Origin of the sequence: Rosettibacter firmus (genome assembly GCF_036860695.1) — a bacterium.
Classification (GTDB): Bacteria; Bacteroidota; Ignavibacteria; order Ignavibacteriales; family Melioribacteraceae; genus Rosettibacter; species Rosettibacter firmus.
In genome coordinates, this window is record NZ_JAYKGJ010000002.1 from 1 (window position 1) to 14,770 (window position 14,770).

At 33.5% G+C, this 14,770-nt stretch carries 12 protein-coding genes and 3 tRNA genes; all 15 read left to right on the plus strand.

The genetic code is table 11. The annotated features are described in order from the left end of the window. Positions 1–92 precede the first annotated feature (92 nt). Positions 93–165, plus strand: a tRNA-Thr gene (locus VJY38_RS06800). Positions 166–185: 20 nt separating this feature from the next. Further along, positions 186–258 (plus strand) — tRNA-Gly (locus tag VJY38_RS06805). Between the two features lie 27 nt (positions 259–285). Beyond that, positions 286–453 carry a 50S ribosomal protein L33 gene (gene rpmG / locus VJY38_RS06810; protein WP_353679941.1) on the plus strand — a complete coding sequence of 56 codons (168 nt, stop codon included), beginning with the start codon at positions 286–288 and terminating at the stop codon, positions 451–453. A gap of 2 nt (positions 454–455) precedes the next feature. Then, positions 456–528, plus strand: a tRNA-Trp gene (locus VJY38_RS06815). Positions 529–548: 20 nt separating this feature from the next. Continuing rightward, positions 549–731 carry a preprotein translocase subunit SecE gene (gene secE / locus VJY38_RS06820; RefSeq protein ID WP_353679942.1) on the plus strand — a complete coding sequence of 61 codons (183 nt, stop codon included), beginning with the start codon at positions 549–551 and terminating at the stop codon, positions 729–731. Then, positions 732–1,277: a transcription termination/antitermination protein NusG gene (gene nusG, locus VJY38_RS06825; protein ID WP_434968561.1), complete on the plus strand. Its 546-nt coding sequence runs from the start codon at positions 732–734 to the stop codon at positions 1,275–1,277. Between the two features lie 16 nt (positions 1,278–1,293). Further along, positions 1,294–1,719, plus strand: a complete 426-nt coding sequence (gene rplK, locus VJY38_RS06830) for a 50S ribosomal protein L11 (RefSeq protein ID WP_353679943.1) — start codon at positions 1,294–1,296, stop codon at positions 1,717–1,719. Between the two features lie 15 nt (positions 1,720–1,734). Further along, positions 1,735–2,436, plus strand: coding sequence for a 50S ribosomal protein L1 (gene rplA / locus VJY38_RS06835; protein ID WP_353679944.1), 702 nt, complete (start codon positions 1,735–1,737; stop codon positions 2,434–2,436). Positions 2,437–2,538: 102 nt separating this feature from the next. Further along, positions 2,539–3,060, plus strand: a complete 522-nt coding sequence (gene rplJ, locus VJY38_RS06840) for a 50S ribosomal protein L10 (protein WP_353679945.1) — start codon at positions 2,539–2,541, stop codon at positions 3,058–3,060. A gap of 39 nt (positions 3,061–3,099) precedes the next feature. After that, positions 3,100–3,480 carry a 50S ribosomal protein L7/L12 gene (rplL, locus tag VJY38_RS06845; protein WP_353679946.1) on the plus strand — a complete coding sequence of 127 codons (381 nt, stop codon included), beginning with the start codon at positions 3,100–3,102 and terminating at the stop codon, positions 3,478–3,480. A 183-nt stretch (positions 3,481–3,663) separates the two neighbouring features. Next, positions 3,664–7,377, plus strand: a complete 3,714-nt coding sequence (rpoB, locus tag VJY38_RS06850) for a DNA-directed RNA polymerase subunit beta (protein ID WP_434968565.1) — start codon at positions 3,664–3,666, stop codon at positions 7,375–7,377. Positions 7,378–7,421: 44 nt separating this feature from the next. Then, positions 7,422–11,666, plus strand: a complete 4,245-nt coding sequence (gene rpoC, locus VJY38_RS06855; RefSeq protein ID WP_353679948.1) for a DNA-directed RNA polymerase subunit beta' — start codon at positions 7,422–7,424, stop codon at positions 11,664–11,666. 100 nt (positions 11,667–11,766) lie between these two features. Further along, entirely contained in the window at positions 11,767–12,144 is a 378-nt protein-coding gene (gene rpsL / locus VJY38_RS06860; RefSeq protein WP_353679949.1) for a 30S ribosomal protein S12, read from the plus strand. 3 nt (positions 12,145–12,147) lie between these two features. Then, positions 12,148–12,615 carry a 30S ribosomal protein S7 gene (gene rpsG / locus VJY38_RS06865; RefSeq protein WP_353679950.1) on the plus strand — a complete coding sequence of 156 codons (468 nt, stop codon included), beginning with the start codon at positions 12,148–12,150 and terminating at the stop codon, positions 12,613–12,615. A 26-nt stretch (positions 12,616–12,641) separates the two neighbouring features. Beyond that, positions 12,642–14,744, plus strand: a complete 2,103-nt coding sequence (fusA, locus tag VJY38_RS06870; RefSeq protein ID WP_353679951.1) for an elongation factor G — start codon at positions 12,642–12,644, stop codon at positions 14,742–14,744. Positions 14,745–14,770 lie beyond the last annotated feature (26 nt).

The following is a 14,770-nucleotide window of genomic DNA, read 5'->3' on the forward strand; positions in this document are numbered from 1 at the left end:
ACGAGATCTCGCCTCAACAAAGTTGAGGCGGATTGGTAGAGCACTTCCTTGGTAAGGAAGAAAGTTATTTATAAAGTTTGATTACTGAATAAGCTGATGTAGCTCAGTTGGTAGAGCACTTCCTTGGTAAGGAAGAGGTCACCGGTTCAATCCCGGTCATCAGCTCAAAAGAAAAGTTGATAAAAGCGGGAGTAACTCAGTTGGTAGAGTCACAGCCTTCCAAGCTGTTGGTCGCGGGTTCGAGTCCCGTCTCCCGCTCAGGAAGTTAATTGAATAGGTACATAAATGGCAAAATCAAAAAACATAAGACAAATTATAACTCTTGAAAGTACTGCAGGAACTGGATACCGCTATACAACAACAAAGAATAAAAGAAATCATCCTGGTCGTGTAGAGTATAAAAAGTATGATCCAATTGTAAGAAAACATGTAATATTTAAAGAAACAAAATAAATACGTCAGTAGCTCAATTGGCAGAGCAGCGGTCTCCAAAACCGCAGGCTGGGGGTTCAAGTCCCTCCTGACGTGCAATTAAGAGTATTGAAATTATGAAAGAAAAAATTATCAATTTTGTAAATGACGTTGTAAAAGAAATGAAGAAGGTAACATGGCCTTCTAAAGATGAATTAAAAGAATCCACAGCTATTGTTATTGTGGTATGTCTTATTCTTGCTTTGTTTACCTATGTAATCGATATGAGTATTAGTCAAATATTTAAAGGGATATTTTAATTGGAAGCTGTGAATGGTAAATGGTATGTAGTTCGTACTTTTTCGGGACACGAAAATAAAGTGAAAACACTTATCGAAAATGAATTAAAAGACAACGAAGAATTAAGAGCCAGAATTTTTGAAGTTTTAGTTCCAACCGAAAAAGTACTTGAAATTAAAGATGGGAAAAAGAAAACAAAGAAGAAAAACTTTTTCCCTGGGTATATATTAATTTGTGCAGATCTTGATCTTAAAACAAAAGATTTTATTTTAAATACTCCTTCTGTTATGGGATTTCTTGGTAATCCTAAAAATCCTATTCCATTACTTCCTGATGAAGTTAAAAGAATTGTAGGAAGAATATCTCAAGGGGAAGAAGCTGAAAGAACAGAAACAGTATTTCGCGCTGGAGATTTTGTTAAAATAATTGATGGTCCATTTAATAACTTTACAGGTATTGTTGAAGAAGTTAACGAAGAAAAAATGAAAATTAAAGTAATGGTTTCGATTTTTGGAAGAAAAACTCCTGTTGAAATCGACTTTGTACAAGCTGAATTAGAGAAATAAATTATTAGGTTAAATTATGGCAAAAAAAATAGAAGCTTATATTAAACTCCAGATACCGGGTGGACAAGCAAATCCATCACCTCCAGTTGGCCCTGCATTGGGTCAAAAAGGTGTTAATATTATGGAGTTCTGTAAACAATTTAATGCAAGAACTGCTGATAAACAGGGATTAATAATTCCAGTTGTGATAACAGTTTATTCTGATAAATCTTTTACATTTGTTACTAAAACTCCACCTGCTGCTGTTTTGTTAAAAAAAGCACTTAAATTAGAAAAAGGTTCTCCTGAACCAAATAAAACTAAAGTAGGTAAAATTACAAAAGAACAACTTCGTGAAATTGCACAGATTAAAATGCCAGATCTAAATGCTCATGATATTGAACATGCAATGAGTATGATAGCTGGTACAGCACGTAGTATGGGAATTACAGTAGAAGAATAAATTAATGGTATAAAAATGAAAGTATCAAAAAGAATTAGAGAAATAAGAAAAAACGTAGATACAAAAAAAGAATATACAGTAGAAGAAGCGATTAAAATATTGAAAGAAAATTCAAAAGTTAAATTTACAGAATCGCTTGACTGTGCTGTTCGTCTGGGTGTGGATCCTCGCCATGCAGATCAAATGGTTAGAGGAACTGTATCTTTACCTAATGGAACTGGAAAACAAGTTAGAGTTCTTGTAATTGCAAAAGGTTCTTTAGCAGAAGAAGCATTAAAAGCAGGTGCCGACTACGCAGGTTTTGAAGAATATCTTGAAAAAATTAAAGAAGGCTGGGCAGATGTTGATGTTATTATAGCTACTCCTGATACAATGGGTGAAGTTGGTAAACTTGGACGAATTCTTGGTCCAAAAGGATTAATGCCAAATCCTAAAAGTGGTACTGTAACTAATGATGTTGCAAAAGCTGTTAAAGAAGTGAAAGCTGGTAAAATCGAATTCCGTGTTGAAAAAGCAGGTATTGTACATGCTTCGCTTGGTAAATTAAATTTTACAGTTGAACAATTAGCTGAAAATGTTAGAGCATTTTTACAAACAATAGTTAAGTTGAAACCAGCATCAGCTAAAGGTCAATATATAAAGAGCGTTTACTTATCTTCAACTATGGGACCTGGATTAAAAATTACTAAAGACGAATCAGCCCTGGCTCTTAAATAAAAAAAATTACGCACTCTACCTCAATTGTAGTTGATTCTACAATGAGGTCAAATAATGCTTCGTAAGCCGAACAGTTGTTATATTAACTGATACGGGAGAATAATGAAAAAAGCTCAAAAGGTAGAAATACTACAACAGATAAAAGAACTTGTAAAAAATTCATCAGCAATGTTTTTAGTAGATTATAAGGGTGTAAACGTTGCTGATATTAATAAACTCCGTTCTAATTTTAAAAAAGAAGGAGTTACTTACAAGGTCTTTAAAAATACTTTACTTAGAAAAGCCCTCGAAGAAATTGGAGGGTATGATAGATTCTATGATAAACTTACAGGTATGACAGGTGTAGCATTTGCAAATGATAATTTTGTTGCACCTGCAAAAATCATAAAAAAATATTTTGATGAAACAGGAAAGTTCGCATTTAAGGGTTGTTATCTAGAGTCTACATTTTATGATTCTGAACAGTTGGATGCAATTGCTTCTATGCCAACTAAAGAAGAGATTATTGCTGGTATTATTGGAAGTGTTGCTTCACCAGCATCTGGAATAGTTGGCGCTATTAATGCAGTTATGAGAGATTTAGTCAGTGTTATCGACGAAATCTCTAAAAAGCAAGCTGCATAATTTTTATAAGTGAAATATTAAATTAATAGGAGAAATAAAATGTCAGAAAAAGTTGCTGAAATTGTAGAGAAAATTAAAGCTCTTACATTGGTAGAAGCTGCTGAATTAAAAAAAGCTTTAGAAGACGAATTTGGAGTAACTGCTGCTGCTCCTGTTGTTATGGCAGGTGCTCCAGCTGCTGGTGCTGCAGCTGCACCGGCTGAAGAAAAAACTGAATTCGATGTTATACTTGAAAATGCTGGCGCTACAAAAATAAATGTTATTAAAGTTGTTCGTGCTCATACTGGACTGGGCTTAAAAGAAGCTAAGGACTTAGTTGATAGTGCACCAAAACCAGTAAAAGAAGGTATTTCTAAAGAAGAAGCTGAAAAAATTAAAAAAGAATTAGAAGAAGCTGGCGCTACGGTTTCTATTAAATAAATCAGTTTCTATCTTAAGTAATTTTCAACAATACAAAGTGGTAAAATGGTAAATTCCGTTTTACCACTTTCTTTCATTATGAATGAAAGAAAATTTATTAAATTTATTGGAGGTTAGGCCTTGGAAAAACTAAAAATTAATAAAAGCACGGGTCGAATTTCGTTTGCAAAGATAACCAATGTTATGAAGGTGCCAGATTTGTTGAATATCCAGCTTGAATCTTTTGAGGAATTCTTGCAACTAAAAGTGCCGCCTTCACAAAGAGAAAATAAAGGTTTGCAAGCGGTATTTAATCAGAATTTCCCGATTCTGGATAATAAAGAATTTTATCGCCTCGATTTTATTGAATATTATGTTGAAAAACCCCGTTTCTCAATTGCTGAATGTGAAGAAAGGGGATTAACTTATTCAGCTCCGTTAAAAGCTAAACTTCGTCTATCAACAAAAGATGAAGAGACAGGTGAATATATTAACTCTGTAGAACAAGAAGTTTATCTTGGCAATTTACCTTTTATGACAGAGAGAGGTACTTTTATCATAAATGGAGCTGAAAGAGTAATTGTAAGTCAATTACATCGTTCTCCAGGAGTAGCATTTGCCCAAACATTACATCCAAATGGAACTCCAATTTATACTGCAAGAATAATCCCATTTAAGGGTTCATGGGTAGAATTTGCAACTGATATCAATAATGTACTTTATGTTTATATTGATCGTAGAAAAAAGTTTCCTTCAACTACACTTTTAAGAGCTCTGGGTTACGAAACAGATGAACAAATTCTAAATTTATTTGATCTTATTGAAGAAGTTCCAGTAAAACATTTAGACCCTGAAAAACATTCTGGTAGATATGCTGCTAATGATGTTATTGATATGCAGACAGGTGAAATTTATGTTGCTAAAGATGCTCAATTAACAGAAGAAATTATAGAAAATATTAAAAAGTCGTCTTTACAAAAAGTTCAATTAATTAGTGCAGAAACGTCCTACGAACAGGACTTAATTATAAATACGCTTAAAAAAGATACAGCAAAAACTAAAGAAGAAGCACTCTATTCAATTTATCGTCAACTTCGTTCTGGCGAAGCACCAGATTTAGAAACAGCAATAGGTTTACTCGAAAAATTATTCTTTAACGATAAAAGATATGACCTTGGAGAAGTTGGTCGCTTTAGAATGAATGATAAGCTTGGACTTAATGTAGATGAGAATATTCATGTTCTTACTGTAGAAGATATTGTTGCTATAATGAAGAATATTATAAAATTAAAAAATGGCAACGTTAGTGTTGATGATATAGACCATCTTGGAAATAGAAGAGTTAGAACTGTAGGCGAGCAACTCATGCAACAGTACAATATTGGTTTGGCAAGAATGGCTCGTACTATCAAAGAAAGAATGAATATGCGAGATAACGAAAATATGCAACCTCAAGATTTGGTTAATGCAAGGACTATTAGTAGCGTAATTAATGCATTCTTTGGTACAAACCAATTATCTCAATTTATGGATCAAACCAATCCACTTTCTGAATTAACACATAAAAGAAGAATATCTGCTTTAGGTCCTGGTGGGTTAACTCGCGAAAGAGCCGGTTTTGAAGTTCGTGACGTTCATCATTCACATTATGGTCGTTTATGTCCAATTGAAACTCCTGAAGGTCCTAATATTGGTCTTATTTCTTCTCTTACTATTTATGCACGTGTAAATCAATATGGTTTCTTAGAAACACCATATAGAAAAGTAAAAGATGGTCGAGTTACAAATACAATTGAATATCTAAGTGCAGATCAGGAAGATGAATATATAATTGCACAGGCTAATGCTCCGATTGATGAACAGGGAAGATTTTTAGTCGATAGAGTAAAATGCCGTCATAAAGGTGAGTTCCCAGTAGTACATCCTAAAGATGTAGACTATATGGATGTAGCTCCAGCACAAATTGTAAGTGCTGCAGCAGCCTTAATTCCATTCTTAGAACATGATGATGCAAACCGTGCTCTTATGGGTTCAAATATGCAACGTCAGGCAGTTCCTTTGCTTGTGACCGAAGCTCCTATTGTAGGAACTGGAATGGAATATAAAGTTGCAAGAGATTCGCGCTCTGTTATTATAGCAGAAGAAGATGGAATTGTTGAATATGCTGATGCAAGAAAAATTATTGTTAAATATGATGTAAAACTTGATCCTAACGAAGCTCTTGTAAGTTTTGAAGATGAAAGAAGAGTTGAATATCAATTAACAAAATTTGCCGGTACTAATCAGGAAACATGTTTTAATCAAAAACCTGTTGTAGTAACTGGACAAAAATTTAAGAAGGGAGATGTACTTGCTGATGGTCCTTCGATTGATAAAGGAGAACTTGCACTTGGTAAGAATATTTCTGTAGCATTTATGCCATGGAACGGTTATAACTTTGAAGATGCTATTGTAATAAGCGAAAGACTTGTTGCAGAAGATGTATTTACATCAATACATATTGAAGAATTTGAATTACAGGTACGTGAAACTAAACGTGGTGAAGAAGAACTAACTCGTGATATTCCAAATGTAAGTGAAGAAGCAACAAAAGATCTGGATGAAAATGGAATTATTAGAGAAGGTGCTGAAGTTAAAGAAGGTGATATACTGATTGGTAAAATTACTCCTAAAGGAGAATCAGATCCTACACCAGAAGAAAAATTATTAAAAGCAATTTTTGGTGATAAAGCCGGTGATGTTAAAGATGCATCTCTCAAAGCTCCTCCAGGATTAAAAGGTGTAGTAATTAAAACAAGACTTTTCAGTAGAAAGAAAAAAGATGCTGAAGCTAAGAAATTAGAGAAAAAACAATTAGATGAATTAGAAAATACTTATAAACAACAACAAGAAAATTATTATAAAAAATTAGTTGAAAAACTTACCAAGATTACTGAAGGAAAAACAACAACCGGTATTCGAGATTTAGATGGTACTGTAGTTTTAAGAAGTGGTACAGTAATTAAAGAATCGACTTTTGCTGATATTGATGTTACTAAATTAGATTATACAAAAGATTGGTTTGAACGTAAAAATACAAATGAATTAATAAGAAAATTATATTCAAACTATTTCAAAGTAATGGCAGAAGTCGAAGAAAATTATAAACGAGAAAAATTGAAAATCCAGGCTGGAGATGAATTACCACCAGGAATAACTCAATTAGCAAAAGTATATGTTGCTAAGAAAAGAAAAATTCAGGTTGGCGATAAGATGGCTGGACGTCACGGAAATAAAGGTGTAGTAGCTAAGGTTGTTCCTGTAGAAGATATGCCATATCATGAAGATGGAACTCCAGTTGATATAGTTCTTAATCCATTAGGTGTACCATCTCGTATGAACCTTGGACAATTATACGAAACAGCACTTGGTTGGGTTGGTAAAAAATTAGGTGTTAAATTCGAAACACCAATATTTGATGGCGCTGGTGTTAAAGATATCGAAGAGTGGCTTAGAAAAGCAGAACTTGATGAAGGAAGTAAAGTATGGTTGTACGATGGAAGAACTGGAGAAAGATTCCATCAAAAAGTTACATGTGGTTATATCTATATGATGAAACTCAGTCATATGGTTGATGATAAAATTCATGCTCGTTCTATTGGTCCTTATTCATTAATTACTCAACAACCATTGGGTGGTAAAGCACAATTTGGTGGACAAAGATTTGGTGAAATGGAAGTATGGGCACTTGAAGGTTATGGTGCTGCACATACATTACAAGAAATCTTAACGGTTAAAAGTGATGATGTTACTGGTAGAGCTAAAACTTACGAAGCTATTGTTAAAGGCGAAAATTTACCAGAACCTAATATTCCAGAAGCCTTTAATGTTATGATTAAAGAACTTCAAGGTTTAGGACTCGAAATTAAAATTAATTAACCGTAAGAACCGCTTTGAGCGGAAAATAATTAAGGAGAAAAAATATGCGAGCTAATATTCAAGATACAAAAGTTAAGACAATTGAGAGGTTAACTATCAGTCTTGCAAGTCCCGATGATATTCTTGATAGGTCCCATGGAGAAGTAACAAAACCAGAAACTATTAACTATCGGTCGTTTAGACCAGAAAAAGATGGATTATTTTGTGAAAAGATATTTGGACCTGTAAAAGATTGGGAATGTGCTTGCGGAAAATATAAAGGAATTCGCTATAAAGGAATAGTTTGCGATCGATGTGGTGTCGAAATAACTTTGAAAAGTGTTAGAAGAGAAAGAATGGGTCATATTGCTCTTGCTGTTCCTGTTGTTCATATCTGGTTCTTTAAAGCATTGCCATCAAAAATTGGCAATATAATTGGAATGACAACAAAAGAACTCGAGAGAATAATCTATTATGAATCTTACGTTGTTTTAAATCCAGGTCCTACTGGTTTGAATAAAAAAGATTTGATTTCAGAAGAGCAATATTATGAAATTGTTCAATCACTACCACATGATAATGATGCTCTTGATGATAATGATCCTAAAAAATTTGTAGCAAAAATTGGTGGCGAAGCAATTAGAGAATTACTCAAAAATACTGATATAGAACAAACATTTCAGGAATTAAAAGCACAATTAGCAGTAGAAACTTCTCAACAAAAGAGAAGTGATATTCTAAAAAGATTACGTGTTTTAGAAGCATTCAGAGAACGAGAAGGAAAAGTTCAGAATAAACCAGAATGGATGGTTTTAAGTGTTATACCAGTAATTCCTCCAGAACTAAGACCACTTGTTCCTCTCGAAGGAGGAAGATTTGCAACAAGCGACCTGAATGATTTATATAGAAGAGTTATAATAAGAAATAATAGATTAAAAAGATTAATTGAAATTAAAGCTCCAGAAGTAATTCTTAGAAACGAAAAGAGAATGCTTCAGGAAGCAGTAGATGCACTCTTTGATAATTCACGACGAGCAAGCGCAGTTCGAAGTGATGGAAATCGTCCTCTGAAATCCTTAAGTGATATGCTTAAAGGTAAACAGGGTCGATTCCGTCAAAATTTATTGGGTAAACGTGTTGATTATTCAGGACGTTCTGTAATTGTAGTTGGTCCTGAACTTAAGCTGCATGAATGTGGCTTACCAAAAGATATGGCTGTTGAATTATTCAAACCATTTATCATTAGAAAATTAATTGAAAGAGGACATTATAAAACAGTTAAAAGTGCTCGTAAAGCAGTTGATAGAAAAGAACCTATAATCTGGGAAATTTTAGAAAAATTAATCGATGGACATCCTGTTCTCTTGAACCGAGCTCCTACATTGCATAGACTTGGTATTCAGGCATTTCAACCAAAACTAATTGATAGTAAAGCAATACAACTTCATCCAATGGTTTGTACTGCATTTAATGCAGATTTTGATGGCGACCAGATGGCTGTGCATGTACCTCTTTCATACGAAGCACAACTCGAAGCTACTATTTTAATGTTAAGTTCACATAATATTCTTTCACCACAAAATGGAATGCCTATTGTTATTCCAACTCAGGATATAGTTTTAGGTTGCTACTATTTAACAAAAGTACGTCCTGGTGCTAAAGGTGAAGGAAAAATATTTAGCAGCATGGAAGAAGTAATAATTGCTTATAATTCAAAAGCTGTTGATTTGCATGCAAGAATCAAAGTCAAATATGAAGATAAATTTTTAGAAACTACTGTTGGTAGAGTAATTTTTAATCAAATAGTTCCCAAAGAAATGGGATTCATTAATGAACTTCTTGTTAAGAAAACTTTTAGTGGTTTGATCTACAAGATGTTCATGAAGCTTGGTAATGTTGTTACTGCAAAGTTTCTTGACGATGTAAAAGAACTTGGTTTTAGATATGCAACTGCAGCTGGAATTTCAATTAGCTTTAGCGATATGATTGTTCCAGATGAAAAAGAAAAATTAATTGAAGAAGCTAATAAAAAAGTTAATAGTATATTAAATGAACATGAACAAGGATTAATAACAGACGCAGAAAGATATAATAAAATAATCGACGTATGGACATTTACAACAAATAATGTAGCTAAATCTTTAATGGAAAGATTGAAGAATGATCAGAATGGATTTAATTCACTCCATATGATGGTTGACTCTGGTGCTAGAGGTTCTCAAGAACAGGTACGACAACTTGCTGGTATGCGTGGACTTATGCAAAAACCTCAAAAGAGTTTAACTGGTCAATCAGGCGAAATTATTGAAAACCCAATAGTAGCTAATTTCAAAGAAGGTTTATCAGTTCTTGAATATTTTATTTCAACACACGGTGCACGTAAAGGACTTGCAGATACAGCACTTAAAACTGCAGACGCAGGTTACTTAACAAGAAGACTTTGTGATGTAGCTCAAGATGTTATAGTTACCGAAGTTGACTGTGGTACAATTCGTGGTGTTTATGTTACTGCATTGAAAGATGTTGAATTAGAAAGAGAACCACTTGCAGAAAGAATAATTGGTCGTGTTGCCCAGGAAGATGTATACGACCCAAGAACAGATGAATTAATTGTAGAAGCTGGACAATTAATTACAGAAGAAATTGCAGAAAAAATTGACGAAGCAAATATTGATCAGGTTTATATTAGAACAGTTTTAACATGCGAAGCTAAACATGGTGTTTGTGCAAAATGCTATGGACGAAATTTAACAACAGGACAGCTTGTTGAAGTAGGTGAGGCTGTTGGTATTATAGCAGCACAATCTATAGGTGAACCAGGTACGCAATTAACATTAAGAACTTTCCACTTTGGTGGAACATCTTCTCGTATTGCAAGTCAATCACAGGTTGAAACTAATGTTGCTGGTACAGTTAAATTTGATAGAATTTCTTATGTTGAAAAAAATGATGCTTTCGGAAAAGTAAAAGTTGTAATTGGTAGAAGAGGCTCAATTGGAATTTTTGATGATGACGATAGACAGATTAAAAAATATGAAATACCATATGGTGCAGAACTATTGGTAGAAGATGGACAAAAAGTAGTAAAAGGTCAGGCTTTATATAATCACGATCCATATAACTCTGTAATAGTTTCAGACATTGGTGGTAAAGTTAGTTTCATAGATCTTGTAGATAATGTTACATATCAACAGGTTGCTGATGAACAAACTGGTCACGTTCAAAAAGTAGTTATTGAATCAAAAGACAAAAATCTAACTCCAAGTATTTTAGTTAAAGATGATAATGGAAATGAAAAGATATTTAATATACCTACAAGAGCATATCTCTCTGTTGAAGAAGGAGATGTAATACAACCCGGTACAGTATTAGCAAAAATTTCTAAAGCAACTGCTAAGACACGTGACATTACTGGTGGATTACCAAGAGTTACAGAATTATTCGAAGCCAGAAGTCCTCACGATCCAGCAATAGTTTCTGAAATAGAAGGTATAGTAAAATTTGGTCCTCGTAAAAAAGGTGCTCGTGATATAATTATTGAATCATTAGATGGATCAGTACAAAAAGTATATTCTATTCCTTATGGTAAACATATATTAGTTCAAGAAGGAGATGAAATACCTGCTGGAGAAAAAATTACTGATGGACCAATTAATCCTCATGATATACTCAGAATAAAAGGTCCAAATGCAGTACAGGAATATCTTGTAAATGAAATTCAAGATGTTTATCGTTTGCAGGGTGTTAAGATTAATGATAAACACATTGAAGTAATTGTTCGACAGATGTTACAAAAATTAAGAATAATTTCTTCAGGTGATACTAATTTTATTGAAGAAGATTTAGTTGATAGAAATAAATTAATAGAAGAAAATGAACGCATTAAAAATATGGTCTATATTATTGATCCGGGTCAATCTAAATTTAAGGCTGGACAATTAATACCTCGTTCAAAATATAGAGAAATTAATGCTGATCTAACCAGAAAAGGTAAAAAACCAATGAAAGTTAGAGATGCTGAACCTGCAACTTTTGATAATATATTACTGGGTATTACACAGGCTGCATTATCAACAGAAAGCTTTATCTCTGCTGCATCATTCCAGGAAACTACAAAAGTACTTACTAACGCAGCAACCGAAGCTAGAACCGATTACTTAATTGGACTGAAAGAAAATGTAGTTATGGGTCATCTAATACCTGCTGGTACTGGATTGAAAAAATATAAAAATATAATATTGACATCCGAAGAAGCAGTTTCACAACAGGTTACTTCACAAGAAGGAGTTGAAGAAAAAGAGTCAACTTAAAAATTATTTAAATTATATTTTGATTTCTTGACAATTGAAATCATAATCAATAAATTTTGAGTCTGAATTTTTAATTAAAAGAAATTCTGGAGGATACTTAGTGCCAACAATAAACCAGTTGGTCAGAAAAGGTAGAGAAGTAGTAAAAGCAAAAAATAAAGCACCAGCTCTTGAAGGAAATCCTCAAAAACGTGGTGTTTGTACTAGAGTATATACTACTACTCCTAAAAAGCCAAACTCAGCACTTAGAAAAGTTGCAAGAGTAAGATTAACAAATGGTATAGAAGTTACGGCTTATATACCAGGAGAAGGTCATAACTTGCAAGAACATTCTATCGTTCTTATTAGAGGTGGTAGAGTTAAAGATTTACCGGGTGTTCGTTATCATATTATTAGAGGAACTCTTGACGCAAGTGGTGTTGAGGATAGAAAACAAGGCAGATCTAAATACGGAACTAAAAAACCAAAAGCAAAATAACATATGAGAAAGAAAAGAGCAGAAAAAAGATTTATAAAGCCGGATCCAAAGTACAACGATGTTTTAGTTGCAAAGTTTATTAATTATATAATGTGGGATGGGAAAAAAACAATAGCAAGAAAAATTGTTTATGAAAGCTTTGATATAATTGAACAAAGAACAAAAAAACCGGCTCTTGAAATATTTAAAAAAGCAGTTCAAAACGTATCTCCAATGGTTGAAGTTCGAAGTCGTAGAGTTGGTGGTGCAACTTATCAGGTACCAATGGAAGTTCGTCCAGAAAGAAGAATTGCTTTAGCATTAAGATGGCTGAGAAATTATGCTAGAGAACGAAAAGATAAATCTATGGCTCTTAAATTGGCAGCTGAATTAATTGCTGCTGCAAACAACGAAGGAAATGCAGTTAAGAAAAAAGAAGATACACATAGAATGGCAGAAGCTAATAAAGCATTCGCTCATTTTAAGTGGTAATTTTTAGAAAGGAGTAAATAGTTTAGATGACAAATCGAGTTGAAATAAGTAAAGTAAGAAATATTGGTATAATGGCTCATATCGATGCTGGTAAGACTACTACTACAGAGCGTATTTTGTATTATACTGGTAAAGTGCATCGAATGGGCGAAGTACATAATGGTGCTGCTACGATGGACTGGATGGAGCAGGAAAAAGAAAGAGGTATTACTATTACAAGTGCTGCTACAACTACAATGTGGAAAGGTCATCAAATTAATATTATAGATACACCTGGTCATGTTGATTTTACTGTAGAAGTTGAACGTTCATTGAGAGTTTTGGATGGTGCTATTGCACTATTTTGTGCAGTAGGAGGCGTAGAACCACAATCCGAAACAGTTTGGAGACAGGCAGATAAGTATGGAGTTCCAAGAATTGCTTTCGTTAATAAAATGGATAGAATAGGAGCAGATTTCTATAATGCTGTGCAGATGATGAAAGATAGACTTGGTGCAAATGCTGTCCCTATAACATTGCCAGTTGGAGATGGTGATTTATTTAGTGGTATTATTGATTTAATGACAATGAAAGCACGAATGTATCACGAAGAAACTCTCGGAACAACATACGAAGATGTTGAAATTCCTGCTGACCTTAAACCATTGGCACAAAAATATAGAACACAAATGTTAGAAGCTGTTTCGGAAATTGACGATACACTTCTTGAAAAATACATTGAAGGCAAAGAAATTTCAGTTGAAGAAATTAAAAAAGTTTTAAGAGAGGCTACAATTCAATTAAAAATTGTTCCTGTATTATGTGGTTCTTCTTTTAAAAATAAAGGCGTTCAGATGTTGCTTGATGCGGTTGTTGATTTCTTGCCTTCACCAGTTGACCTTGGAAATCTCGTTGCTCATCATGTTCATAAAAAAGATCATGTTGAAAGAAAAATAGATCCTAAAGAAAAATTTACAGCTTTAGCTTTTAAGATAATGACTGACCCATACGTTGGTAAATTAACTTTTATTCGTGTTTATTCTGGTACACTGAAAGCTGGATCTTATGTTTATAATTCTGTTGCGGATAGAAAAGAAAGAGTTGGTAGAGTTCTTCAAATGCATGCTAATCATAGAGAAGATATGGAAGAAATTAGAGCTGGTGATATTGCTGCACTTGTTGGTTTGAAATATACCAGAACTGGTGATACTTTGTGTACTGAAGATGATCCAATAATACTTGAAAGAATGGCATTCCCTGAACCAGTTATTCAAATAGCTATTGAACCAAAAACAAAAGCTGATCAAGATAGATTATCGGATGCACTTGCTAAATTATCGGATGAAGATCCAACATTTAGAGTTCAAGTTGATGAGGAAACAGGTCAAACACTTATTAGTGGAATGGGTGAGTTACATCTTGAAATATTAGTAGATCGAATGAAGAGAGAATTTAAGGTAGAAGCAAATGTTGGTAAACCACAAGTAGCATATAGAGAAACCATAACAAAAACAGTTCAAGCAGAAGGTAAATTTATAAAACAAACTGGTGGTCGTGGTAAATATGGTCATGTTTGGCTTGAGCTTTCGCCAAATGAACCAGGTAAAGGATTTGAATTTGAAAATGCAATTGTAGGTGGAGTTGTCCCAAAAGAATATATTAATCCTATTATTAATGGAATCCAGGAAGCAATGAGAAACGGTGTTTTAGCTGGATATCCTGTAGTTGATGTGAAGGTTAAATTGTTCGATGGTTCTTATCACGAAGTTGATTCGGATGAAATTTCATTTAAAGTTGCTGCTTCAATTGCATTTAAACAGGGAGCACTAAAAGCTGATCCTATTTTGCTTGAACCTATTATGAATGTAGAAGTAATTACTCCCGAAGAGTATTTAGGCGAAGTGATGGGTGATTTAAATTCTCGAAGAGGTAAGATCGAAGGATTTACTATGAGAAAAGATGCTCAGGTAATAAAAGCTCAGGTACCTCTGGCTCAAATGTTTGGTTATGCTACAATTTTAAGATCTATGACACAGGGACGTGCAATTTTTACGATGCAATTCTCGCATTATGCAAGAGTACCTGATTCTATTGCTGAAGAAATTACTGAAAAATCTCAATTGAAAAAATCATCAGTAGAAAATTATTAAGATAATAAATAAATTAAATTAGAAAA

Coding starts and splice junctions, on each gene's coding strand:
- rpmG (WP_353679941.1), top strand. CDS start 286: ATGGCAAAATCAAAAAACATAAGACAAATTATAACTCTTGAAAGTACT.
- secE (WP_353679942.1), top strand. CDS start 549: ATGAAAGAAAAAATTATCAATTTTGTAAATGACGTTGTAAAAGAAATG.
- rplK (WP_353679943.1), top strand. CDS start 1,294: ATGGCAAAAAAAATAGAAGCTTATATTAAACTCCAGATACCGGGTGGA.
- rplA (WP_353679944.1), top strand. CDS start 1,735: ATGAAAGTATCAAAAAGAATTAGAGAAATAAGAAAAAACGTAGATACA.
- rplJ (WP_353679945.1), top strand. CDS start 2,539: ATGAAAAAAGCTCAAAAGGTAGAAATACTACAACAGATAAAAGAACTT.
- rplL (WP_353679946.1), top strand. CDS start 3,100: ATGTCAGAAAAAGTTGCTGAAATTGTAGAGAAAATTAAAGCTCTTACA.
- rpoB (WP_434968565.1), top strand. CDS start 3,664: ATGAAGGTGCCAGATTTGTTGAATATCCAGCTTGAATCTTTTGAGGAA.
- rpoC (WP_353679948.1), top strand. CDS start 7,422: ATGCGAGCTAATATTCAAGATACAAAAGTTAAGACAATTGAGAGGTTA.
- rpsG (WP_353679950.1), top strand. CDS start 12,148: ATGAGAAAGAAAAGAGCAGAAAAAAGATTTATAAAGCCGGATCCAAAG.
- fusA (WP_353679951.1), top strand. CDS start 12,642: ATGACAAATCGAGTTGAAATAAGTAAAGTAAGAAATATTGGTATAATG.